The sequence below is a fragment of the Rhizobium sp. RHZ01 genome, from assembly GCF_014851595.1.
Lineage (GTDB): Bacteria > Pseudomonadota > Alphaproteobacteria > Rhizobiales > Rhizobiaceae > Rhizobium > Rhizobium altiplani.
This window is the reverse complement of record NZ_JACUZZ010000024.1, coordinates 62,944-84,986: the sequence shown is the minus strand read 5'-3', so window position 1 is coordinate 84,986 and position 22,043 is coordinate 62,944. Positions and strand designations below refer to the sequence as shown.

General features: G+C 60.7%; 23 protein-coding genes and 1 pseudogene. 16 read left to right on the top strand and 8 right to left on the bottom strand.

From position 1 onward, the window contains the following. Positions 1–33 precede the first annotated feature (33 nt). Positions 34–810 (bottom strand): 3-hydroxybutyrate dehydrogenase, encoded by a 777-nt coding sequence (locus tag IB248_RS22665; RefSeq protein ID WP_018857537.1) that lies wholly within the window; start codon positions 808–810, stop codon positions 34–36. 178 nt (positions 811–988) lie between these two features. Between IB248_RS22665 and glpK the strand changes: the two genes are divergently transcribed. Next, complete coding sequence (gene glpK / locus IB248_RS22660) at positions 989–2,482, top strand: glycerol kinase GlpK (protein WP_169682792.1); 1,494 nt, start codon at positions 989–991, stop codon at positions 2,480–2,482. Positions 2,483–2,521: 39 nt separating this feature from the next. Here glpK and IB248_RS22655 read toward each other — a convergent pair whose 3' ends face one another. Beyond that, on the bottom strand, positions 2,522–3,604 hold the full coding sequence (locus IB248_RS22655; protein WP_348644145.1) for a hypothetical protein: 1,083 nt from the start codon (positions 3,602–3,604) through the stop codon (positions 2,522–2,524). A 72-nt stretch (positions 3,605–3,676) separates the two neighbouring features. Between IB248_RS22655 and IB248_RS22650 the strand changes: the two genes are divergently transcribed. The 8 genes from IB248_RS22650 (at position 3,677) to map (ending at position 10,070) form a co-directional block, all read left to right on the top strand. Beyond that, on the top strand, positions 3,677–4,084 hold the full coding sequence (locus tag IB248_RS22650) for an OsmC family protein (RefSeq protein ID WP_169682790.1): 408 nt from the start codon (positions 3,677–3,679) through the stop codon (positions 4,082–4,084). A gap of 125 nt (positions 4,085–4,209) precedes the next feature. Next, positions 4,210–5,136 (top strand): MYG1 family protein, encoded by a 927-nt coding sequence (locus IB248_RS22645; RefSeq protein WP_169682787.1) that lies wholly within the window; start codon positions 4,210–4,212, stop codon positions 5,134–5,136. A gap of 207 nt (positions 5,137–5,343) precedes the next feature. Then, positions 5,344–5,718 carry a YciI family protein gene (locus tag IB248_RS22640; RefSeq protein WP_018857542.1) on the top strand — a complete coding sequence of 125 codons (375 nt, stop codon included), beginning with the start codon at positions 5,344–5,346 and terminating at the stop codon, positions 5,716–5,718. After that, positions 5,715–6,974, top strand: a complete 1,260-nt coding sequence (locus IB248_RS22635) for an RNA polymerase sigma factor (RefSeq protein ID WP_025660438.1) — start codon at positions 5,715–5,717, stop codon at positions 6,972–6,974. Before IB248_RS22640 ends, IB248_RS22635 begins: the two co-directional genes overlap by 4 nt. A gap of 102 nt (positions 6,975–7,076) precedes the next feature. Further along, complete coding sequence (locus IB248_RS22630; RefSeq protein ID WP_018857544.1) at positions 7,077–7,544, top strand: SRPBCC family protein; 468 nt, start codon at positions 7,077–7,079, stop codon at positions 7,542–7,544. A 29-nt stretch (positions 7,545–7,573) separates the two neighbouring features. Continuing rightward, on the top strand, positions 7,574–7,990 hold the full coding sequence (locus IB248_RS22625; RefSeq protein ID WP_018857545.1) for a DoxX family protein: 417 nt from the start codon (positions 7,574–7,576) through the stop codon (positions 7,988–7,990). Positions 7,991–8,143: 153 nt separating this feature from the next. Continuing rightward, positions 8,144–9,205, top strand: a complete 1,062-nt coding sequence (locus IB248_RS22620) for an LLM class flavin-dependent oxidoreductase (protein ID WP_113471105.1) — start codon at positions 8,144–8,146, stop codon at positions 9,203–9,205. Positions 9,206–9,311: 106 nt separating this feature from the next. Beyond that, positions 9,312–10,070, top strand: coding sequence for a type I methionyl aminopeptidase (map, locus tag IB248_RS22615; RefSeq protein WP_018857547.1), 759 nt, complete (start codon positions 9,312–9,314; stop codon positions 10,068–10,070). Positions 10,071–10,074: 4 nt separating this feature from the next. On the opposite strand, the gene IB248_RS22610 is transcribed toward map, so the two are convergent. After that, entirely contained in the window at positions 10,075–10,644 is a 570-nt protein-coding gene (locus tag IB248_RS22610) for a PadR family transcriptional regulator (RefSeq protein WP_026371824.1), read from the bottom strand. A 128-nt stretch (positions 10,645–10,772) separates the two neighbouring features. Between IB248_RS22610 and IB248_RS22605 the strand changes: the two genes are divergently transcribed. Beyond that, on the top strand, positions 10,773–11,981 hold the full coding sequence (locus IB248_RS22605) for a YbfB/YjiJ family MFS transporter (protein WP_025660435.1): 1,209 nt from the start codon (positions 10,773–10,775) through the stop codon (positions 11,979–11,981). A 124-nt stretch (positions 11,982–12,105) separates the two neighbouring features. After that, entirely contained in the window at positions 12,106–13,371 is a 1,266-nt protein-coding gene (gene sbmA, locus IB248_RS22600) for a peptide antibiotic transporter SbmA (RefSeq protein WP_018857550.1), read from the top strand. A 22-nt stretch (positions 13,372–13,393) separates the two neighbouring features. Here sbmA and IB248_RS22595 read toward each other — a convergent pair whose 3' ends face one another. Beyond that, positions 13,394–13,660, bottom strand: a complete 267-nt coding sequence (locus tag IB248_RS22595; protein ID WP_018857551.1) for a DUF2277 domain-containing protein — start codon at positions 13,658–13,660, stop codon at positions 13,394–13,396. A gap of 134 nt (positions 13,661–13,794) precedes the next feature. Further along, entirely contained in the window at positions 13,795–14,793 is a 999-nt protein-coding gene (locus tag IB248_RS22590; protein ID WP_113471103.1) for a polysaccharide deacetylase, read from the bottom strand. 117 nt (positions 14,794–14,910) lie between these two features. Between IB248_RS22590 and IB248_RS22585 the strand changes: the two genes are divergently transcribed. From IB248_RS22585 to der, 3 genes are all read left to right on the top strand, one after another. Beyond that, entirely contained in the window at positions 14,911–15,495 is a 585-nt protein-coding gene (locus IB248_RS22585) for an NnrU family protein (protein ID WP_113471102.1), read from the top strand. 104 nt (positions 15,496–15,599) lie between these two features. Beyond that, the gene (locus IB248_RS22580; RefSeq protein WP_018857554.1) at positions 15,600–16,283 is read left to right on the top strand and encodes a tetratricopeptide repeat protein; all 684 of its coding nucleotides are present in this window, start codon (positions 15,600–15,602) and stop codon (positions 16,281–16,283) included. 15 nt (positions 16,284–16,298) lie between these two features. Continuing rightward, positions 16,299–17,723, top strand: a complete 1,425-nt coding sequence (gene der, locus IB248_RS22575) for a ribosome biogenesis GTPase Der (protein WP_018857555.1) — start codon at positions 16,299–16,301, stop codon at positions 17,721–17,723. Positions 17,724–17,737: 14 nt separating this feature from the next. Here the strand turns inward: der and IB248_RS22570 are convergent, their stop codons facing one another. Then, the gene (locus IB248_RS22570; protein ID WP_018857556.1) at positions 17,738–18,175 is read right to left on the bottom strand and encodes a MarR family transcriptional regulator; all 438 of its coding nucleotides are present in this window, start codon (positions 18,173–18,175) and stop codon (positions 17,738–17,740) included. 159 nt (positions 18,176–18,334) lie between these two features. Between IB248_RS22570 and IB248_RS22565 the strand changes: the two genes are divergently transcribed. Next, positions 18,335–19,348: an alpha/beta hydrolase gene (locus tag IB248_RS22565; protein ID WP_018857557.1), complete on the top strand. Its 1,014-nt coding sequence runs from the start codon at positions 18,335–18,337 to the stop codon at positions 19,346–19,348. Positions 19,349–19,353: 5 nt separating this feature from the next. On the opposite strand, the pseudogene IB248_RS22560 reads toward IB248_RS22565, so the two are convergent. Then, positions 19,354–20,466, bottom strand: a pseudogene (locus tag IB248_RS22560) (glycosyltransferase family 1 protein); the annotation flags it as partial. Between the two features lie 210 nt (positions 20,467–20,676). Further along, positions 20,677–21,597: a sugar kinase gene (locus tag IB248_RS22555; RefSeq protein WP_018857559.1), complete on the bottom strand. Its 921-nt coding sequence runs from the start codon at positions 21,595–21,597 to the stop codon at positions 20,677–20,679. Positions 21,598–21,748: 151 nt separating this feature from the next. On the opposite strand from IB248_RS22555, the gene IB248_RS22550 reads away from it, so the two are divergent. Beyond that, a complete protein-coding gene (locus IB248_RS22550; RefSeq protein WP_018857560.1) occupies positions 21,749–21,982 on the top strand; it encodes a hypothetical protein in 234 nt (77 codons plus the stop codon). Positions 21,983–22,043: the final 61 nt, after the last annotated feature.

Genomic DNA, 22,043 nt, shown 5'->3' with positions numbered 1-22,043 from the left:
TTGTTCCCTGGTTTTTATCTTTGTTTTGAATGGTTATGCCGCGGTCCAGCCTCCGTCAATCGAGATGTGGGTCCCGGTCACTTGCCGAGCCTCGTCGCTTGCGAGGTAGAGAGCGAGCGCGCCAATCTCTTCGGCCTTGACGAATTCATGCGTTGGTTGCGCCTTTAGGATCACCTCGGTCTTGACCTGTTCCTCGGTGATGCCGCGCGCCTTGGCCGTATCCGGGATCTGCTTCTCGACGAGGGGCGTCAGCACGTAGCCTGGGCAAATCGCGTTCACGGTTATGCCGAATTCGGCAAGTTCGAGCGCGGCGGTCTTCGTCAGGCCCAATATACCATGCTTTGCCGCGACATAGGCGGATTTGAAGGGTGAGGCGACCAACCCGTGCGCGGAGGCGATGTTGATTACGCGGCCTAGCTTCTTTGCCTTCATCAACGGAATCGCCGCCCGCATCGTGTGAAACGAGCTGGACAAATTGATGGCTATGATCTGGTCCCACTTTTCGATCGGGAAGTCTTCGATCTTCTCGACATGCTGAATGCCGGCGTTGTTGACCAGCACATCCACACTGCCGAAGGTCTTGGCGGCCGTTTCGATCAGATCCGCGATTTCGGTCGGCTTTGTCATGTCTGCCGGATGGTAGATCGCCTTTGCCTCCGAGACTGATTCAAGCTTCTCGACTATCGCCTTGATTTCCTCGGGCTTTCCGAAGCCGTTGATGACGACGTTGTCGCCCTTGCCGGCAAAGGCTGTTGCGATCGCAAGCCCGATGCCGCTGGTGGATCCGGTGACGACGACTGTTCTGGCCATGCGCTTCTCCTCAGGGTGTTTTGCGACGCAATAGAGCTGAGGTTATGCGCAAAGCATCTCTGCTGGCAATTGCGGTCAAGGCAAAACTCCTGTGTCGAAGCGATGGCGGGTTCTTTCCTCAATCGCCCTCCTGTCCTATTGATTTCTCCCGACAATCACGATCAGCGGGAGGGCTGGCATGAGCGGGTATGTTCTGGCAATCGATCAGGGGACGACGTCGACACGGGCGATCGTCTTCGACGGCGAGACGAAGATCGCCGGTGCGGGCCAGAAGGAGTTCCGCCAGATCTATCCGCGATCCGGTTGGGTCGAGCACGATCCAGAGGAAATCTGGGATTCCGTCATCTCGACGATCAAGATGGCGATCCGTGAGGCCAGGATCACGGCAAAGGACATTGCGGCGCTTGGCATTACCAACCAGCGCGAGACGGTTGTGGTCTGGGAACGCGAGAGCGGCAAGCCGATCCACAACGCGATCGTCTGGCAGGATCGCCGCACCGCAAGCTATTGCGACAAGCTGAAGAGACAGGATCTCGAAAAGACTTTTACGAAGAAAACCGGCCTTCTCCTCGATCCGTATTTCTCCGGCACCAAGCTTTCGTGGCTGCTCGCGAACGTCAAGGGCGCACGGGCACGCGCCGCCAAGGGCGAATTGTGCTTCGGCACGGTCGATACGTTCCTGATCTGGCGGTTGACCGGCGGCAAGGTGTTCGCGACCGATGCGACGAACGCCTCTCGCACGCTGATGTACAACATTGCCGACAACACGTGGGACAGGGATCTCCTCGACATCCTGCGCGTTCCGGTAGCCATGCTGCCCGAGGTAAAGGACTGCGCCGACGATTTCGGCACGACCGAGAAAGCAATCATCGGAGCGGAGATCCCGATCCTCGGCGTCGCCGGGGATCAGCATGCGGCGACCATCGGGCAGGCCTGCTTCGAGCCGGGCATGATGAAGTCGACCTACGGCACCGGCTGCTTCGCTCTGCTCAACACCGGCAGCGACATGGTTCGCTCGAAGAACCGGCTGTTGACGACGATCGCCTATCGGCTGAATGGCGAGACCACCTACGCGCTCGAAGGCTCGATCTTCATCGCGGGAGCCGCGGTGCAGTGGCTTCGCGACGGGCTTGGCATCATCGATACCGCCTCGCGCACCGGCGAGCTGGCCGATGCCGCGGATCCGACGCAAGAGGTCTACCTGGTTCCCGCCTTCACCGGCCTCGGCGCGCCGCATTGGGATGCCAACGCCCGTGGGGCGATCTTTGGCCTGACGCGCAACAGTGGGCCGAAGGAATTCGCTCGGGCCGCGCTCGAGGCGGTCTGCTACCAGTCCCGCGATCTGCTCGATGCCATGCACAAGGATTGGAAGGGCGGCGTGGAGAGCACCGTCCTTCGTGTCGATGGCGGCATGGTCGCCTCCGACTGGACGATGCAGCGGCTTGCGGACATTCTCGACGCGCCTGTCGATCGGCCGGTCATCCTCGAAACCACGGCGCTTGGCGCTGCCTGGCTTGCCGGCAGCAAGGCCGGTGTCTGGCCGGACCGCGTTGGGTTTGCCAAGAGTTGGAAACGCGACCGCCGTTTCGAACCAAGCTTGGACGAGAAGACGCGTGCGGCGAAGCTGAAGGGATGGCGGAGTGCCATCAAACGCACGCTTGCCGACGTCTGACGAGCGTGGTCCCGTTCGCTGAGGGTGCAGGTAGGTCGGCTATTCCTCGATCTCGCCAGCGGCTCGGCTCATGCGATGCTCGAGAAAAGTCAAACGGTTCTCCTTGATGGCTTGCAGGGCGGACATGTCGCTGCCCGCTATCTTCAGGTGTGGCAGATGCTCTCGGTAAACGAGTTCGAATATTGCGGCGCGCGTGCCCGGATCGACAGGGTTGGCCTCGTAGACGGGTAGGTCCGCGTGGATCGAGGGGCGGCCCGTCGCCTGTTCGACGCGCGTGGAATAGACTGGCTTGCCTTTGATCCGCGTTGTCGTTGCCGACATGTCGGCGCAGATTTCAAGCGCCTGCAGGATCGTAAACCTCTCCTGTCTTGTGGGCAGAACAAACCGGTGCATGATGTCCATCGAGCGGCCACTGTCGCTCAGGTTGGCGATGATGGCGAGATCGCCGAGACGGATCATGATGGTTTGCGTTTCGTGCACGGTGACGAAGTCGAAGTCCTCACGATAGCGATCGTCGTCAATCGCCAGGATGACGATCGAGCCCAACACCTCTGGCGCGATATGCGCGCCGGTGTAGGGGGACCTGGCGAGGCAATGAATGTGATGCAGCGTCGCCCAGTCGGTGTTCTTGTCTTGCATCACCGCTTCCACGCGGTGATCGGGGTTGATCGGGATGGCGCCGTCCTTGATCAGGAACTTCAGGAAGATCCAGGAAAGCCAGGCAAACAGCAGGCGTTGTGTGTCACCGTCGAGATGGCGCAGAAGTTTCGAGTGTCCGCCTTCCATTAATCGCCGCACCGGTTGTTCAAGCTTTCTTCCGAGCATCGAATTGCAGTCCTTGCAGCAGGGGATCGTGTGGCGACCGTATCGCCGACCATGGTATTCGTGCGGCAGGCTGACCTCCTTGTCGTAGAGGTCGTACTTCCGCAGGATCCACTTGGGCAGGACGTGTTCCCGGTTGACCACTCTACTGTCGAGGGGTTCGCAGCAGATCAGGCACCGTGTCTTTTTGCTGACGAGGTCAATGAAGGTGTCGGTATCGATGTAGACCTTGGGGTCATTCAAATACGGTGAAGGCGTCATGTCCTTGTCTCCCGTCGGATCGATGAGGATAATATGCACCGAGTTTCCCGTCAGGTCGCGCGAAACTGCGGCGTGTTCGGACTTGCCTGTTTCAGTCACGGAGGAGTTGGCATGGTTGCGGTCACGGTGGAGCTGCGGAATGTCGAGGGTACGCAAGCGGCGATGGAGTGGGCCGGTCCGCACACCATCATTGTCGATCGTCCGGAGGGGAAGGCCGGTGGGCAGGGGCTCGGCTTCAACGGCGCACAGCTTTTGGCGCTGGCGCTCGGCGGGTGCTTCTGCAACGACCTGCGCTATGTCGCCGAAGAGATGGGCGTCTTGCTTGGCAGGATTGCGGTCTCGGTAGTCCTGGAGCTCGAGGGGAGCCCGCTGCTCGCCAAATCGGCCAAGATGACCGTTCTCTGCGAAAAGCAGGATGGCGACGGCGCCGAACGTGTGATCGAACGGGCGAAGGAGGTCTGCATGGTCGCCAATTCGCTGGGGCGTGGGGTTGCAGTTTCGATTGAGCATGCCGCCTAGTCTAGGCCCTATAGCCGGAACTGAAGCGGGCACGACGGGCAGTGACGGGTTGAGATGACCGCCAGCAAAGGCTATGAGCTGCCGACCGCAAGCGGCTTCCGCAAACCAACAAGGGCGCATCCTGCATGACTCCAGAGTTCCTCGTCACTCATTCCGGTGGCTTCCATGCGGATGAGGTGCTGTCGAGCGTCATCCTCACCCGGCTCTTCCCGCAGGCTCGAGTGATCCGCAGCAGGGCGCCGGAGTGGATCAAGCCGGGCGCCGACCGCATCATCTATGACGTCGGCGGCGCGTATGATGCCTCTCAGCGTATCTTCGACCACCATCAGCGTGGCGCACCGCTGCGTGACGATGGGCAGCCCTACAGTTCGTTCGGCCTGGTCTGGAAGCACTACGGCCACGACTATCTTGTTGTCACCGGCATTCCAGAGGCTCACGTCGCGGCCTTGCATGCCTCGTTCGACCTCACCTTCGTGCTGCCGGTCGATCTGACTGACAATGGTGCGCTCAGCCCGTCCGGACCGCTGGCCGGGCTGACGCTACCGACCTTGCTGGAAACCTTGAAGCCGGTGTTCGACGAAACGGACGCGAATGCCGATGATCGCAGATTTCAGGATGCCGTCGCCATCGCCCGCAGTTTCGTCGAGGCGAAGATCGCTCAAAGCGCCGCCAAACTGCGGGCAGAGACGCTCGTGCTTCAGGCGATAGAGCGTACGGGGCAGGGGCGCGTGCTCGAACTTCCGATGGGAATGCCTTTCCGTCCCGCGATCGTCAAGGCGGGCGCCGATCACCTGCTCTTTGTCGTTCATCCGCGAGAAAGGGATTGGTGCGTCACCGGCATTCGCCGCGGGGACGAGGGGTTCGAACTTCGTGCGGATCTGCCTGCTGCCTGGGCCGGCCTGACCAATCACGATCTGGAGGCCGTTTGCGGCGTCGATGGCGCAACCTTCTGCCACAACGGCCGATTCGTCGCTGCAGCCAAGACACGCGAGGCCGCGTTAGCGATGGCCGAGCTGGCCGTGCAGGAGGCCATCAACGTCGGATCAGGCTGACTAGATGGAGAGGAGATAGCTGGCGCTCGTCAGGCCCGACCGTTTTAGCAAGAAAGGCTGCGACCGCAGACGTCGTCCGTTTGCCGCATTCGGCACGCCGGCCCCTGCCGTCAGGGCGGCGGCATCTCCTTTTGCGCGCTGCAATTTTTTGCTGCGTTCTGTCGGATGTCACGCTACTCCTTCGTCATTCAGGAAGAGGAGTAAGACATGCTTTATGCAATCCTTTGTTACGCCAATGAAGAAACGGTGTTCTCCTGGACCAAGGAGGAGGAAGACGCCGTGATGGCGAAGCTTTATGCGGTTCAGGCACCTTTGGCCGAGCGCGGCAAGCTTGGTCCTGTCGGCCGGCTGATGCCGACGACAGCGGCGACCACCGTGCGCAAGGGCAAGGAGGAACCGCTCGTTCTCGATGGCCCCTTCGCGGAAACGAAGGAAGCACTCCTCGGTTTTTACGTGGTTGATTTCGACACTCTGGAGGAAGCCGTTGCGTTTTCCAAGGAGCTCTCCACGGTCAACCCGGGTTCTACCTCTTACGAAATTCGGCCGTTCTACGTGTTCCGACCGGGAGTTTCTTCGGCATGACAGACATTGCCTGGATCGACGTGACGCTTGCTTCGGCCCGACCGAAAGCGCTTGGTGCGCTGCTCAGATATTTCCGCGATCTCGATATCGCGGAGGAGGCCTTCCAGGAGGCCTGTTTGCGCGCCATCCGTACCTGGCCGGACAAGGGGCCGCCGCGCGATCCGACGGCATGGCTGATCTTCGTCGGCCGCAACAGTGGCATCGACGCCGTGCGCAAGCGTTCGAAGACGCAGGCACTTCCTGATGAAGAACTGATCTCCGATACCAGCGATGCTGAGAGCGATATTGCCGAACGGCTTGATGATTCCAACTATCGCGACGATATCCTGCGGCTGCTCTTCATCTGCTGCCACCCGGATCTGCCGGCGACGCAACAGATCGCATTGGCGCTGCGCATCGTCTCGGGCCTGTCAGTACAGCAGATCGCGCGTGCCTTTCTTGTTGGCGAAAGCGCGATGGAGCAGCGGATCACGCGGGCCAAGGCTCGCGTTGCCAAGGCCGGTGTACCCTTCGAGACGCCGGACGCGCAGGAGCGGGCCGAGCGGCTCTCGATCGTCAGCACAATGATCTACCTGATCTTTAACGAGGGCTACAGCCAGGCGGATCCGAAGCACGACGCCTGTGCGTTCAGCGACGAGGCGATCCGGCTCGCGCGGCTCCTGCTGCGCATCTTCCCCGGCGAGCCTGAACTGATGGGTCTGCTCGCATTGATGCTCCTGCAGATCTCGCGGCGCCAGGCCCGTTTCAACGGTGAGGACGATATCGTGCTGCTCGAGGATCAGGATCGTTCGCTGTGGAACCGCGAGCTGATCAACGAGGCGCTGGCGCTGCTCGACAAGGCGATCCGCCATCGCCAACCGGGGCCTTACCAGCTGCAGGCGGCGATCGCTGCCCTGCATTCGCGGGCCAGGCGCGCCGAGGATACGGACTGGGAAGAGATCGAGCTGCTTTATCGGGCGCTGGAGCGTGTTCAACCGTCGCCGGTCATTACGCTCAACCGCGCCGTCGCCGTCTCCAAACTCAAAGGGCCGGACGTGGCGCTGGCACTCGTCGAAACGCTTGGCGAGAAGCTCGATGGCTACTTCTACTATCACGGCCTGCGTGGCGGTCTGCTGAAGCAGATCGGTCGTGCCCGCGAGGCGCACGAGGCCTTCGATCGCGCCATAGCACTTGCTCATTCGGCAGCGGAAGCCGCGCATATCCGCCAGCAGATCGACAGCCTCGCCCATGGGGCCGCGCAGCCGATCGCCAAATAATTCCAGAAATAATTGCGCCGGGTTGTCGGAACCGGAAAACCTCCCACGTCCTTGTAACAACTTGATCGAAAACAGGTTTCACTCAATAGGAGGAATGCCGAGATGACCGCAGAAGCCCAACACGAACTGGTTCTCGTCCGGGAATTCGACGCTCCGCGCGAGAAGATCTTCAAGGCCTGGACCGATCCTGTCCTGATGAAGGAATGGTTCGTACCACGTCCCTGGACCCTTGCTGATGTGAAAGTCGATGCACGGCCGGGCGGCTCGAACCTCATCGTCATGCGCAGCCCCGAGGGCCAGGAATTTCCGAACCGCGGTGTCTATCTGGAGATCGTCGAAAACGAGAAGATCGTCTTCACCGATGCGTTCACCAGCGCCTGGGTGCCATCCGAAAAGCCGTTCTTCGTCGGCATCATCCTGCTCGAAGACCTCGGCAACGGCCGGACGAAATATACCGCGAAGGCGCGGCACTGGACTGCGGCCGACAAGGAACAGCACGAGCAGATGGGCTTCCACGAAGGCTGGGGCAAATGCGCCGACCAGCTCGCCGAGCTGCTGCCCAGGATCTGAGACTAGAATCGAAACAGGGGGATAGAGGCATGTCTGCAATTGTTGATTCAACTGCCGGGCTTCCGCGCTGGCAGACCGTCACCGGCACTGTCATGAGCGGGCTGATCGTGGCCTTCCTGGTGTTCGACGGCGCGATCAAGCTGGTGCCGATCGTGCCGGTCACGGAGACTATGACGGCGCTCGGTTATTCGGGCGACCCGATGCTTGCTCGCGGCCTCGGTTCCCTGACGCTGTTGTGCGCGCTGCTCTATGCAATTCCGCGGACGTCGGTGCTCGGCGCAATCCTACTCACCGGTCTGCTCGGAGGCGCGATAGCGACGCATCTGCGTGTCGGGAGCCCGGTCTTTTCCCATCTGCTGTTCGGCGGCTATCTCGGGCTCATTGCATGGGGTGGCCTTTATCTCAGATACGAAGCCGTTCGGAAAATGATTCCATTCAGGCGCTGAAACCGTTGATTTCAGAATCAAAGTTCCGCCGCGATCCCAGGTCGCGGCGGTACTGCTTATCGATATTTTTCGAACGATCGGTTCCAGAATTTATGTTTGCCCTGAGGCCGCTCAGTCCTTATCTCCATCAGTAGATACAACGGGATGCGAGCGATGGAACTGGGCCTCTACACCTTTGCCGACGTGAACCCGAACCCGAGCCGAAGCAAGGGTGAGGAAGGGGCCGAGCGGCTGAAGCATCTGATCGATGAAATCGAACTCGCGGACCAGGTGGGGCTCGACGTATTCGGATTGGGCGAGCACCACCGGCCCGATTATGCGGCCTCGGCTCCGGCAGTCGCTCTCGCGGCCGCTGCGATGAAAACGAAGAACATCAGGCTGACCAGCGCAGTGACCGTGCTGAGTTCAGACGATCCGGTTCGGGTCTTCCAGCAGTTCGCAACACTCGACCTGCTTTCGAACGGGCGTGCCGAGATCATGGCCGGACGAGGCTCGTTCATCGAGTCCTTCCCGCTGTTCGGCTACAATCTCGAGGACTACGACCAACTGTTCGAGGAAAGGCTCGACCTGCTGATGGCCCTCCGCGACGAGGAAGTGGTCACCTGGTCGGGTGAATTGCGTGCGCCGATCAATGGGCGTGGCGTTTACCCGCGGCCGCTGCAGGACCCCTTGCCCTTGTGGATCGCCGTTGGTGGCACGCCGCAATCGGTTGCGCGCGCGGGCGCGATGGGCTTGCCAGTGGCACTGGCGATCATCGGCGGCGAGCTGCGCCGTTTCGCGCCGCTGTTCGACCTCTATCGCGAGGCGGCTCGCCGAGCCGGGCAGGAGGCATCGAAGCTCAAGACCAGCATCAACGTGCACGGCTTCATCGCCGATACGACGGACGCTGCTGCCGATCAGTTCTACGGCCCGCAGGCCGAGGTCATGAACCGAATTGGCCGCGAGCGCGGCTGGGGGCCGACGAACAGGGCGCATTTCGACATGTCCCGCGGACCTAGCGGCGCGCTCTTCGTGGGCGATCCGGAATTGGTCGCGGAGAAGATCATCGCGCACCATCGGTTGTTCAAGAACGACCGTTTCCTGCTGCAGATGGCGATCGGCTTGATGCCCCACGACCAGATCATGCGCGGGATCGAACTCTACGGCACGAAAGTCGCGCCGCTCGTCAGAAAGGCATTGACTGAAAGCGACGAAGAGGCGAAAGCCACCGCCTGAAGCTGGAGCATGATGCCGTAAAGGATGAATTGGATTCTGAACGCCGTCGTGCTCTCATCGTGATCGAGAGCCGGCCGACCGGCCGAAGAAGGCCGGGTGGACATTCATGATCATTGAAAGCGAAGACGAACTCCTCAAGCTAAAGGAAATCGGGCGAATCTGCGCCAATGCCCTGCAAGTGATGAGCGCATCGCTTGAACCGGGTATCACGACCCTGGAGCTCGATCAGATCGGCCGCAAAGTGTTGGAAGATGCCGGTGCGCGTTCTGCGCCCGAACTTTGCTACCAGTTTCCCGGTGCGACCTGCATCAGCGTCAATGAGGAAATCGCCCACGGCATTCCAGGCCCGCGCGTCATTCGCCCGGGGGATCTGGTCAATATCGATGTCTCAGCGGAGAAGGACGGATTCTTTTCCGACACCGGCGCGTCGTTCAGTGTTCCGCCGCACAGGTCCAAGATCGAAAAGCTCTGCCGCGACGGCAAAAGGGCGCTGTGGGTTGGGCTTAACCAGGTGAAACCGGGCGAGCCGCTGGCCAAGATCGGGCAGGCTGTCGGCGCCTTCGCCCTGAAGAATCGCTATACGCTCGTTGCCAATCTGGCGAGCCACGGGATCGGCCGTTCGCTGCACGAGGAGCCGGCCGAGCTCTCGACCTGGCCGGATCCGTCCGAGAAGCGAATGATCACGGAAGGCCTCGTCTTCACGGTCGAGCCGTTCCTCTCGCTCGGCGCAACATGGGCGGAAGGCGGCGACGACGCCTGGACGCTCTACGCGGACCCGGAGGCCCCGACCGTGCAATACGAGCACACGGTCGTCGCCACGCGAAATGGCCCGCTGATCCTGACGCTGCCGGAAGGCGGCGCCTGAGGCCTCACTCGCCCGAACGTCCGCCGGCAAGAATTTCGCCGGCCGCGCGCTCCAGAATGCCGGCGATGCGCTTGGCCTCGTCCTTCGACCAGGGAAAGCGGAGCCGGAGGGCCGATTTCAGTAGCATTCGTGCAGCTGCGACTTCGCTTTTGTCTTCCGGAAATGCGTCCTCGTCCCGATCGCCATTGCGGCTTTCTGGGTCGAAAATCTTGCGGACATGCGCCATCTTCGCGCCGATTTTCTCCAGCTTTCCGAGCGTCATGTCGATCATCGACTGGTTCTCCTCGACGAGCCTGCGGCCGCTCTCCGTGATGCGGTAGAGCTTCTTGGTGCCTTCGCTCTCCACGTCGGCAAGGCCGGTTTCTTCCAGGTAGGTTAGCGCCGGATAGATTACGCCGGGGCTTGGAACATAGAAGCCGCCCGAACGCTCTTCCAAGAGCTTGATCAATTCGTAGCCGTGGCGGGGCTGCTCCACCAGCAAGGCCAGGATCACCAGTTGCAGGTCGCCTGATGCGAATTTCCGCCCCATGCGAAAACCGCCACCACCCATCATTCCGCCTCTAAAACCTCTCATAGGTCACTCCTAAGATGTATCTTTCACTATGTCGTAAAACATATATCGTAAGATAGTCGCTTTCAAGGGCTGGCTTTATGATTTCGTGAGATTGATCAATCGATCAGAAATTCTTGATTGTCGGCGCCGTGTTGCAGCGCGATAAACACGCCATGTTGGCACGCAATGAAACTTTCCCCGAAAACTTGTTTCGAACTGGCCTTGCAGGCGCCATCGCCATGGCCGCCGCGATGGGCTTTGGACGCTTTTCCTACACGCCGATCCTGCCGAGCATGATCAGCGGCGTGCCGCTCTCGGCCGCCGATGCCGGCTTCATCGCCTCTGCGAACTTCGTCGGCTATCTGGTGGGCGCTGTTCTCGCCGCCTACGGGTGGGCAACAGGATGTGAGCGCAAGGTCGCACTCCTTGCGCTTGCGGCGACAGCATTGCTTCTTGCTGCCATGGCCACGACGACATCCGTCATGGTCTTTGCAGTCATCCGCTTCCTGGCGGGTGTTGCGAGTGCCTTTGCTCTCGTATTCAGTTCGCAGATTGTACTTAGCCACGGAGCCATGGCCGGTAACGACCATGTGCAGGCAGCCCATTTCGGCGGCCCGGGTGCCGGCATCGCGCTTTCATCGGTGATGGTTCTGCTGGTCGGGTTGTTCTTTGATGGAAGCAGCGACGCCTGGCGGGCGTCCTGGGTTGGAGGCGCGATCTATTCGGCTCTCAGCCTGCTGGCAGTCTGGTGGCTGCTGCCGTCGGGCCCGGCTGCCGCGGCACAGACCGGCAAGGAACCGCGGATCGCTTGGAGCCTGCCGATGCTGCTTGTCACGGCGTCCTATGGCCTGTTCGGGTTCGGCTATGTGATTACAGGCACATTTCTGGTGACGATCGCGCGCATGGATGCCGCCGGGCCGATGGTTGAGTTTCTCTGCTGGTTCATCGCCGGCCTGACAGCTTCGGTCGCGCTTTTTGCATGGAAGCCGTTCGTCCGTCCGCTAGGATTGGGCTGGGTCTACGTGGCGGCGCTGCTTATCGAGGCGGTCGGTGTGTTGGCGACTGTTCTACTGCCGCACTCTGTTGCGCCGCTGATTGGGGGAGCGTTGTTTGGAGCGACCTTCCTCGCGATCACCGCCTATGGCCTGCAGATCGGCCGTAAACTTTCGCCGGCCAGCCCGCGCCGGATATTGGCGACGATGACGGCAGCATTCGGAGTCGGGCAGATTGTGGGCCCCATTGTTGCTGGCTGGATGGCAGAGCGAACCGGCAGCTTTACGACGCCGACTTACGCTGCCGCGGCGGCGCTGCTGGTGTGCGCAATGCTGGTGATGCCGGTCGCCAAAAAGCTGTCATAGCGCGTTACAAGTGCGTAACAATGGGGTGAGGCCATTGCCGCTCTTTGCGAACTGCCGTAGTTTTCGCCGCAATCTGTCTGTTTAGAGACACCGAAGACTCCAGTTCAGGAAAGCAAGCTCTCCCGTGTTCGTATCGTATTTCCCCAGGCCCAGGCTTTTCTTCATCTCAGCTGTTGCTTGGGCACTTCTGGCCGTTCTCTTTTGGTATTTCGTGGGTTCCGGCCTAGGCTCGGTGATCGGCCTCCCGCCGCTGGCTCCAGGGGCGGAGGCTCCAATCGGTGTTTCGGTCTTCTGGTCGGCTCCGTTCCTTTGGTTCTACATCTATTATGCTTTGGCCGTGGCGCTCTTCGCCGCCTTCTGGTTTACCTACAGCCCGCATCGCTGGCAGATGTGGTCGGTGCTCGGCTCGGCACTGATCATCTTCAACACCTACTTTTCGGTTCAGGTGAGCGTCGCCATCAATGCGTGGTATGGACCGTTCTATGACCTGATCCAGCAGGCGCTCGCAAAGACGGCGCCGGTGACCGCAATGCAACTCTACCTCGGCATGTTGGGCTTTGCCGGCATCGCCTTCGTGGCGATCACCGTCGGCGTGCTCAACCTCTTCTTCGTCAGCCATTGGATCTTCCGCTGGCGCACGGCGATGAACGAATACTACATGGCACACTGGCCGAAGCTCAGGCACATCGAGGGCGCCTCGCAGCGTGTCCAGGAAGACACGATGCGCTTTTCCTCCACGGTCGAAAGCCTTGGCGTCAGCCTCGTCAGCTCGGTCATGACGCTGATCGCCTTTCTGCCGGTGCTATTCAAGATCGGCGCTAATATCACCGAGTTGCCGCTGATCGGCGAGGTGCCGCACGCGCTCGTCTGGGCCGCAATCTTCTGGTCGATCTTCGGAACAGTCTTCCTCGGATTGGTCGGCATCAAGCTGCCGGGCCTCGAGTTCCGCAACCAGCGCGTCGAAGCCTCCTACCGCAAGGAACTCGTCTACGGCGAAGACCATGCCGACCGCGCGACGCCGCCGACTGTCGCCGAGCTTTTCGCCAATGTGCGCCGCAACTATTTCCGGCTCTATTTCCACTACATGTATTTCAACGTCGCCCGCATCTTCTATCTGCAGGCGGATAACCTCTTCAGCCTGATCGTGCTCGTGCCGTCGATCGTCGCCGGCAAGCTGACGCTCGGCTTGATGACGCAGATCAACAACGTCTTCGACCAGGTGCGCGGCTCGTTCCAGTATCTCGTCAATTCCTGGACGACCATCGTCGAGCTGTTGTCGATCTACAAGCGCCTTCGCACCTTCGAATCCGCGATCGAAGGCGAGCCGCTGCCGGATATCGACCAACGCTATCTGGAGCGCGAGGCTGGCATCGTTCACGCCGACGGCTAGAGTCGTCGGCTGTGAGGCCCTCTTAGGCGAACCGCATCGCTGTTCTCGCGCGAGCCTTTGCGGCCACTTCTTCACGGTCACGAGGAGGCTGGGAAGTCTCCAGTGAATCAAGCAACTCGTGGGCGCATTTCGCGATCGAATTGACCGCACGTTCGAACGCCGCCTCATTGCGTTTCGATGGTTTGGTCGTTCCGCTCAGCTTCCGCACGAACTGAAGCGCCGCATCATGGATCTCCTCGTCCGTTGCTGGCGGATCGAAATTGAAGAGGGGTTTGATATTCCGGCACATGACTAGCTCCCGGTCGTCTTCTCTCCGCCACTACGAGGAGGGTGGCGTAGGACAGAAGGTAGTCGCGTAAGCGCTAATTGCAAACGGACCAGATGGCCGCGCCGGCAAAAGGCGGAAGGGATGGCAATGCCTGCTTAAAGACCCGATGTTTGCGTCTGGTCCTGCAGCTTACCCCGCGCTTCGATCATCGGGATCGCCTCCGAATAGCTGACGCAGGCTACGTCCGCGCGACGGCAGACATCGCTGACCAGCCGGTCGAGCGCGCGCCAATAGGCGCCGCCGTTCATCTCGACGAAGTGAAAGCCCAGCTGCAGCGGGATGCGGCTGCCTGAATACTGCTTGTCGAAGGCTTCCTTGAAGGCGGCATAGGAGCGGTCTTCGAATGCCTTCGAATCGGCCTTGTCTTCCTCGCCGTTGGAGTGGCGAACGAAGAGGTTGTAGTCCATGCCGATGATCGGTTTTTCGCGCGGGCCCTCGGGGATCAGTGGCAGGCCGAAGCGGATGATGCCGTTTTCCTCGACCGGCAGGGTCGGCCCCTTGGTCACCAGGCTGGCGTCATAGGTGAAACCGGCCTTCCTTTCCGCGGCGATCATATCGGCGCCCGGCGTTGCCGAGAGATAGGGCGCGCGGAAGCCGTGGATGCCATGGTCGACCAGATCCTGCCAGCCCTTGGGTTCTTCGAGGTCGACGCTCTTCCAGGCATTCTTCAAGGTGGCGTGGAAGGTGGCGAACTCCTTGCCCCAATCTGCCTCGCTCCACTGCCGTCCATCGAAGTGGCCGCAGGCGTGGCTCGAGATGTCGTGCCCCTCGAGGTGGGCGTGCCAGATGTTGCCGAGCCGCTCGCGAATCTCGTCGTCGCCCTGGGCAAAGCCGACATTGGATTTGCCAAGCTTCTGGTGCGGCGCCTGATAGGCCTTCTTGGTCGCCTGGTTCATCAGGAAGGTGCAGGAGAGGAAGTAGGTGAAATGGGCCCCGTTCTTGGCGGCCATCTCACGGCTTTTCTGCCAGAGCGCATTGTCGTGCGCACCGTCGAACGAGATCATCACCAGCTGTTTCGGCTGGTCGACAGCGCCAGCTGTGCCTGGAATAAACAAAGAGAGGGCGAGGGAGGCCTGGAAAAAAGAACGAAACATGGACACCGCGAGAATTTGTTTGCGGCTTTCCTGTTACAGAAATGCGGCGAAGCTGCGGTGACGCTGGCGTTTTTGCGCGGCTCCGGCTAAGTCTCGGAAAACGCACAGGAGATCGCCATGACATTGCTTATCGTCGGCATCATCATTTTCCTCGGACTTCATCTCATACGCGTCATCGCGCCCGGCTTTCGACAGTCCATGATCGATAGTCTCGGCGAGAACGGCTGGAAGCTGGCGTATTCCATCGTCAGCATTCTCGCGCTGATCCTGCTGATTTACGGCTTTGGTCAGGCCCGTCAGGTGACCGGCTTGCTCTACACGCCGCCGGTCTGGATGGCGCACATCACCCTGACCCTGATGCTGCTCGCAATGATCTGTCTGGTCGCCTCGCTGCTGCCGGCGGGGTATATCGCCGTCAAGGCGAAGCATCCGATGGTGCTTTCGGTGAAGATCTGGGCCTTCTCGCACCTGCTGGCCAATGGCGAGACCTCTTCGGTACTGCTATTTGGTGCTTTCCTGGCATGGGGTGTGATCCTGCGGATTGCGCTGAAGCGTCGTGAGCGCGCCGGCGAGCTCACCCTTCGTCCGTTCGTCTCGGGCAAGTATGATCTCTATGCCGTCATCATCGGCGCGATCGCCTGGGCGCTCATCACGTTCAAGCTGCACGAGCTATTGATTGGCGTGGCTCCGATCGTTATGTGACGAATCTTTCCAATCCCCCTTACAACTGCTGAAAAATGGGGTAGAAGGCGCCACAATGTGCGTGCAACCCGCATGCCGAAGCATATCCGCGGCCGGAGACGAGAATGGCATTCAACGACGACAGCTTCATTCGTGAAGTTAATGAGGAACTGCGTTCCGACCAGGTGAAAGGCGCATGGCGCCGGTTCGGCCGCTACCTGATCGCGCTCGCCGTCCTGATCGTTCTCGGCACCGTCGGCTACAAGGTCTATGAATATTGGGACGACAACCAGTCCTCCGGCGCGGGTGACAAGTTTATCGCTGCCATGAAACTCGCCGACGAGAACAAGCACGATGAGGCGCTGGCAGCGCTTGAGACGCTCGAAAAGGAAGGCCACGGAGCCTATCCGATCCTCGCGCGGATGCGTGCCGCAAGCGTCCTCGCCCAGAAGGGCGATACGGCGGGTGCTGTGGCGGCCTTTGAGGTGATCGGCAAGGATAACGCCGCGCCGGCAGCTGTGCGCGATGCCGCCAGAATGCGCGCCGGCTGGCTGCTGATCGAAGGTGGCACCTACGAACAGGTCTCGGCCCAGGTTGAGGAAATGGCTGTTCCCGGCAACGCCTTCCGTCACTCCGCCCGCGAAGCACTCGGCCTTGCTGCCTACAAGGCTGGCAACATGCCGCAGGCACGCCAGTGGTTCCAGGCGATCGCCGACGACGCGCAGAGCCCGCGCAATGTTGCCAATCGCGCCCAGATGATGCTTGATAACATCACCGCATCCGGCAAGGCGCCCGCCGCACAGGGCTGAAAGTAAGGAATATCAATGAGCTTCACGGTCGCCATCGTCGGTCGCCCGAATGTTGGCAAGTCGACGCTTTTCAACCGCCTGGTTGGGAAGAAGCTGGCGCTTGTCGACGACACGCCGGGTGTCACCCGCGACCGTCGCCCCGGCGAGGCGCGGCTCGTCGACCTGCGTTTCACCATCGTTGATACCGCCGGTCTTGAAGAGGCCCATGAAGAGAGCCTGCAGGGCCGCATGCGCGCCCAGACCGAAGCGGCGATCGATGAAGCCGACCTTTCTCTGTTCGTCGTCGATGCCAAGACGGGCCTGACGCCTGTCGACACGGCGCTCGCGGAAATGCTGCGTCGTCGCGGCAAGCCGGTCGTGCTCGTGGCCAACAAGTCGGAAGCTCGCGGCTCGGACGCTGGGTTTTACGACGCTTATTCGCTCGGCCTTGGCGAGCCGACTCCGATCTCGGCGGAGCACGGGCAGGGGATGCTCGATCTCAGGGATGCGATCGTTGCCGCGCTTGGCGAAGACCGGGCGTTTCCGCCGAAGGAAGATGTCGCCGTCACCGACGTCGATATCCCTCAGTCGTCCGGCGAGGAAGGCGAGGAAGAGGAAGAACCCGTATACGACGACACCAAGCCGCTGCGTGTGGCGATCGTCGGCCGCCCGAATGCCGGCAAGTCGACCCTGATCAACCGCTTCCTGGGTGAGGACCGGTTGCTGACCGGACCGGAAGCCGGAATCACACGCGACTCCATCTCGGTTGAATGGGACTGGCGCGGCCGCACCATCAAGATGTTCGACACGGCAGGCATGCGCCGCAAGGCCAAGGTGATCGAGAAGCTGGAAAAGCTTTCGGTTGCAGATACGCTCCGCGCCATCCGCTTCGCCGAACTTGTCGTCATCGTCTTTGACGCGACGATCCCCTTCGAGAAACAGGATCTGCACATCGTCGATCTCGTGCTGCGCGAGGGCCGGGCTGCCGTGCTCGCCTTCAACAAGTGGGACATGATCGAGGAGCCGCAGGCGGTTCTCGCGGACCTGCGCGAAAAGACCGACCGGCTGCTGCCGCAGGCGCGAGGAATCCGCGCCGTACCGATCTCCGGCCAGACGGGTCGCGGGCTCGACAAGCTGATGCAGTCGATCATCGATACGGACAAGGTCTGGAACAAGCGCATCTCGACCGCTCGCCTCAACCGTTGGCTGGAGCAGCAGCAGGTTCAGCATCCGCCACCGGCAGTCTCCGGTCGCCGTATCAAGCTCAAGTATATGACGCAGGTGAAGGCTCGCCCGCCGGCCTTCATGATCTCCTGCACGCGCTCGGACGCGTTGCCGGAATCCTATACGCGTTATCTGATCAATGGCTTGCGCAACGATTTCGACATGCCGAGCGTGCCGATCCGCATTCACTACCGCTCGCCCGAAAATCCGTACGAATCGAAGAAAAGACGGAGCTGATCAAGCGAGCAATCTTACGTCTCATAACGCGACAGCGTATCGCGTAGTGTGATGATATCTGCCGCCAGCCGCTTCAGTTCTGCAAATTCCCGGCCCGATGCATCCAGAATGCAGCCTGGAATGGATGCCGCACGCTTCCTGAGTTCGCGGCCTTCCTCAGTCAGGCCAATAATGACGACACGCTCGTCCTCCTTGCCGCGCTGCCGCTTGATGTAGCCGGTCGCTTCCATGCGTTTGAGGAGGGGGGTAAGGGTGCTCGACTCGAGATGCAGCTTCTCGCCGATGCCGCCGACAGTCTGTCTGTCTTCCTTCCAGAGAGTGACCATTACCAGATATTGCGGGTATGTGAGATCCAGTGCGTCAAGCATCGGCTTGTAGACGCGGTTCATCGCGTGGTTCGCGGTGTAGAGGGCGAAGCACATAAAATCGTCGAGGTTGAGATCGTCGCTCATGTCGTGTTCTCCGGAAATGATCTAATTATATCGCGCAATAAATAATCGCAATCAAGTTTGTTGCATAGGAGCTATGCCAGAATATTTATCGTGCGATAAACAATCGTGCGATAAACAAATGGCGTGTTCACGACGAACCGCAACCAAGAGGACTGGACAATGTCGACCATCAAGACCGCACTCTCCGCAGCCACGATCCTGGCAGCCACCACATTCGGCGCCGCTGCCGATCCGGTATTGGAACCGACGACGCAGAAGTTCATCGACGCGCTGGCCGGCGCCAAGCCGATCTACACGCTGTCTCCGTCCGACGCCCGCGACGTACTTGCCGGAGCGCAGAAGGGCGATGTCAAGAAACTCGCCGCCAAGGAAGAGAACCTCACGATCAAGGCTGGTCCGACCGGCAGCATCAAGCTGCGCGTCGTCCGTCCGGAAGGCGCGAAGGGCAAGTTGCCCGTCGTGATGTATTTCCACGGTGGCGGCTGGGTTCTCGGCGATGCCGAGACGCATGACCGGCTCGTTCGCGAGATCGCCAACGGCGCCAAGGCCGCCGTCGTCTTCGTTGATTATGAGCGCTCGCCTGAGGCACGCTATCCGATCGCGATCGAGCAGGCCTATGCCGCTACGAAATACGTCGCTGAGCATCAGAAGGAATTCAACGTCGATGCGAGCCGCCTGGCAGTGGCCGGCGATAGCGTCGGTGGCAACATGACGGCAGCAGTGACCCTTCTAGCCAAGGAGCGGGGCGGTCCCGCAATCGATCAGCAGGTCATGTTCTATCCCGTGACCGACGCCAACTTCGAGACCGGCTCCTACAACCAGTTCGCCAATGGTCCCTGGCTGACCAAGGAGGCCATGAAGTGGTTTTGGAACGCCTATCTGCCTGACGAAGCCAAGCGCAAGGAGCCGACCGCTTCGCCGCTCCAGGCATCGCTCGACCAACTGAAGGGCTTGCCGCCGGCATTGATTATTACCGATGAGAACGACGTGCTGCGCGACGAAGGCGAGGCCTATGGCCGCAAGCTGACGCAAGCCGGCGTCAAGGTAACCTCCATCCGCTACAACGGTACGATCCATGACTTCGTGCTTCTGAACGCCATTGCCGAGACACCGGCAGTGCGCAGCGCGGTCTCGGTCGCCAGCCAGACGCTGCGCGAGGCGCTCAGCAAGTAACGCCTTCAGGTTCCCGAAGAGACTGGCCCGGCGGCTTCGCCGGGCTTTTTCGTTCTTGGCAGCGACTTGGCGGCAAATTGCCAGGCCTTTTTCCATTTCGGCGTAATGACACCGTTGGCAGCGCGGATGTTGTTGATGAACTGCGTGGTTGCCGCTTCCCAGGAATATTGAAGCGCGAGTTCGCGTGCTTTCTCGCGGGAAGCAGACAATGCCGTCAGGCAGGCCGTTTTCAGGTCGTCGTCGAGTGCTCCGACTTCGTTGTCGTCTCCGATGATGTCGAACGGGCCGGTGACAGGGTAGGCGGCCACGGGAACGCCTGACGCGAGGGCCTCGAGGATCGTATTGCCGAACGTATCCGTCAGCGACGGGAAGACGAAGACATCGGCCTGGGCATAGGCCTTTGCCAGCTCCTCGCCGACTTTTAGGCCGGTGAAATGCACATCGGGATAGCGTTTCTCGAGTTCCGTGCGGGCCGGCCCGTCACCGACGACGACCTTCGATCCGGGCAGGTCGAGATCCAGGAAGGCCGGCAGGTTCTTTTCCAGGGCAACGCGGCCGACTGTCATGAAGATCGGGCGGGTAAGGCTGAACGGCGCATCTTCCGGGGGCATGGGGCGGAAATGATCGGCATCAATGCCGCGGCTCCACGGCATGAGGTTTCGAATGCCCTTTTCGGAGAGTTCGCGCGCGAGGCTTGGGGTCGCGACCATGCAACCGGCGCCCGAGTTGTGAAACCAGCGAACGAAGGCGTAAAGCCAGCTCTTCGGTATGGGCAGGCGAGCCGAAACGTATTCCGGAAAGCGAGTGTGGTAGCTGGTGGAGAAAGGCATGCGATTCTTCAGACACCAGCGCCGCGCCGTCAGTCCCAACGGGCCCTCCGTCGCGATATGAACGTAGGAGGGCATGTGTTTCTTGATCTCGCGCGCGACGCGGCGGTAGCTCGCTATCGAGAGACGAATTTCGGGATACGTGGGGCAGGGCACGCTGTGAAAGCCCTGCGGCGTCACCATCGCCACGTCGATGCCCATCTTCGCCAGTTCGCGATTGGTGTTCTCGATCGAACGGACGACGCCGTTGACCTGCGGATGCCAGGCATCGCTGACAATCACCAGCCGTTCCGCCATGCCCAGCCGAGATGCATACCGGCCTTCGTTGCCTCCAACATCCGACATATGTTGCAGCACGCCCCAATCCCATCCATGCCGCGCCCGCGGGGGCGCCGGCCTAATTCCCGGCTGACCCGGAGACTCGATTCCCGCGCCTCACATTCTGGCGGTCGTCGATGATGGAAATATTACAGTCGCACTGCGCCGATCGTTCGATGTTGCTCAGGTCTTGTCGATGCCGAGCTTTTCCCATGCGACGAGGGCGCCGTGTTCGCTAACCACGCGTGCGGCGACCTTCGCGGCAAACGCCGCTGCAGCAGGGGCGTCCTTCGTTTCGAGATAGCGGGCGAGAAATGCGCCGTTGAAACTGTCGCCGGCGCTGGTCGTGTCGACGACCTGTTCGACCTTTTCGGCTGGGACGAAGCTCTCCACGCCGTCGAAGCTCAGGGTCGCTCCCTCTGCGCCGTTCTTAACGACCACATCGGTCGCGCCAAGCGTGCGATACCGCTGGATCGTCGCAGCGATCGAGACGTCGCCGAAGTGCGTTGCTTCGTCGTCAAAACTCGGCAGCACCAGGGACGAGGCGCGCGCACCTTCGCTGATCGTCGCATGCATCACGTCATAGCCGGACCAAAGCCGCGGGCGGATATTGGGGTCGAAGGCCACGATCTTGCCGGCGGCCTTGGCGCGACGGACTTCGGCGAGCAACGTATCGGCGTCATTGCGAGACAGGATCGCAAGTGTGATGCCGGAGAAATAGATGACGTCGCATGCCTCGATCGCCTCGCGCAGGAGCTCCGCATCGGCTGCCAGCTGGCGGGCGGCCGAGTTGTCGCGCCAGTAGCTGAAGGAGCGCTCGCCGTCCTTGAGGCTGATCATGTAGAGACCGGGCGCCTTACCCTTGATGCGCCTGATAAATTCCGTGCCGATGCCAGCCTGCTTGTAGAAGGCGATCATCTCATCGGACATGGCTTCGTCGCCGAGCGCGGTAAAATACTCCACCGACCAATCTGCCGGCAGGCAGGCGCGAGCATACCAGGCGGTGTTCAGCGTATCGCCGGCAAAGCCCTTGCGTAGCAATCCGGCGCCTGCCTGCGAAAGCTCCACCATGCATTCACCGATCGATAAAAAACGCCCGCTCACAGAAAGCCTCCCTGAATTTTCCCGTTTCGCTGATACGCGCAGAGCACCTTCCTGACAAGCCGCGAGCGGCATGTGCCTGCGGCATTAGGCCGGATTTGTTGACCGTGTGGACGGGGCGCATAATGACGCGCCTAGCTATGGGGATATGTTCATGCAGAAGATCCCAGTTTCTCTGATCGCCATTTCACTTATCGCGGGACTATCCCTCTCAGCTATTCCCGCTTTCGCACGCGGCGGAGGCAAGGGCCGAAAGATGGATTGCCAGACACTCGCCATGCAGGAGCGCAACTCCGTGGGCGGCAAGCTACCGAGCAAGGACATCAAGCGCCGCGACAAGATAAAGCGCAGAATGCAGAAACTTGGATGTGCGACGGATCCCGGCTGAAGGTTGTTTTTTGGCGCGCCCGCTTTAGTCTTGGCATGATTGCGTGATGCGGGAGATGATT

What these genes read in the sequence shown, in the direction of transcription:
- IB248_RS22665 (WP_018857537.1), bottom strand. Translation starts at nt 810, where the DNA reads ATGGCCAGAACAGTCGTCGTCACCGGATCCACCAGCGGCATCGGGCTT.
- glpK (WP_169682792.1), top strand. Translation starts at nt 989, where the DNA reads ATGAGCGGGTATGTTCTGGCAATCGATCAGGGGACGACGTCGACACGG.
- IB248_RS22650 (WP_169682790.1), top strand. Translation starts at nt 3,677, where the DNA reads ATGGTTGCGGTCACGGTGGAGCTGCGGAATGTCGAGGGTACGCAAGCG.
- IB248_RS22645 (WP_169682787.1), top strand. Translation starts at nt 4,210, where the DNA reads ATGACTCCAGAGTTCCTCGTCACTCATTCCGGTGGCTTCCATGCGGAT.
- IB248_RS22640 (WP_018857542.1), top strand. Translation starts at nt 5,344, where the DNA reads ATGCTTTATGCAATCCTTTGTTACGCCAATGAAGAAACGGTGTTCTCC.
- IB248_RS22635 (WP_025660438.1), top strand. Translation starts at nt 5,715, where the DNA reads ATGACAGACATTGCCTGGATCGACGTGACGCTTGCTTCGGCCCGACCG.
- IB248_RS22630 (WP_018857544.1), top strand. Translation starts at nt 7,077, where the DNA reads ATGACCGCAGAAGCCCAACACGAACTGGTTCTCGTCCGGGAATTCGAC.
- IB248_RS22625 (WP_018857545.1), top strand. Translation starts at nt 7,574, where the DNA reads ATGTCTGCAATTGTTGATTCAACTGCCGGGCTTCCGCGCTGGCAGACC.
- IB248_RS22620 (WP_113471105.1), top strand. Translation starts at nt 8,144, where the DNA reads ATGGAACTGGGCCTCTACACCTTTGCCGACGTGAACCCGAACCCGAGC.
- map (WP_018857547.1), top strand. Translation starts at nt 9,312, where the DNA reads ATGATCATTGAAAGCGAAGACGAACTCCTCAAGCTAAAGGAAATCGGG.
- IB248_RS22610 (WP_026371824.1), bottom strand. Translation starts at nt 10,644, where the DNA reads ATGAGAGGTTTTAGAGGCGGAATGATGGGTGGTGGCGGTTTTCGCATG.
- IB248_RS22595 (WP_018857551.1), bottom strand. Translation starts at nt 13,660, where the DNA reads ATGTGCCGGAATATCAAACCCCTCTTCAATTTCGATCCGCCAGCAACG.
- IB248_RS22590 (WP_113471103.1), bottom strand. Translation starts at nt 14,793, where the DNA reads ATGTTTCGTTCTTTTTTCCAGGCCTCCCTCGCCCTCTCTTTGTTTATT.
- IB248_RS22585 (WP_113471102.1), top strand. Translation starts at nt 14,911, where the DNA reads ATGACATTGCTTATCGTCGGCATCATCATTTTCCTCGGACTTCATCTC.
- IB248_RS22580 (WP_018857554.1), top strand. Translation starts at nt 15,600, where the DNA reads ATGGCATTCAACGACGACAGCTTCATTCGTGAAGTTAATGAGGAACTG.
- der (WP_018857555.1), top strand. Translation starts at nt 16,299, where the DNA reads ATGAGCTTCACGGTCGCCATCGTCGGTCGCCCGAATGTTGGCAAGTCG.
- IB248_RS22570 (WP_018857556.1), bottom strand. Translation starts at nt 18,175, where the DNA reads ATGAGCGACGATCTCAACCTCGACGATTTTATGTGCTTCGCCCTCTAC.
- IB248_RS22565 (WP_018857557.1), top strand. Translation starts at nt 18,335, where the DNA reads ATGTCGACCATCAAGACCGCACTCTCCGCAGCCACGATCCTGGCAGCC.
- IB248_RS22550 (WP_018857560.1), top strand. Translation starts at nt 21,749, where the DNA reads ATGCAGAAGATCCCAGTTTCTCTGATCGCCATTTCACTTATCGCGGGA.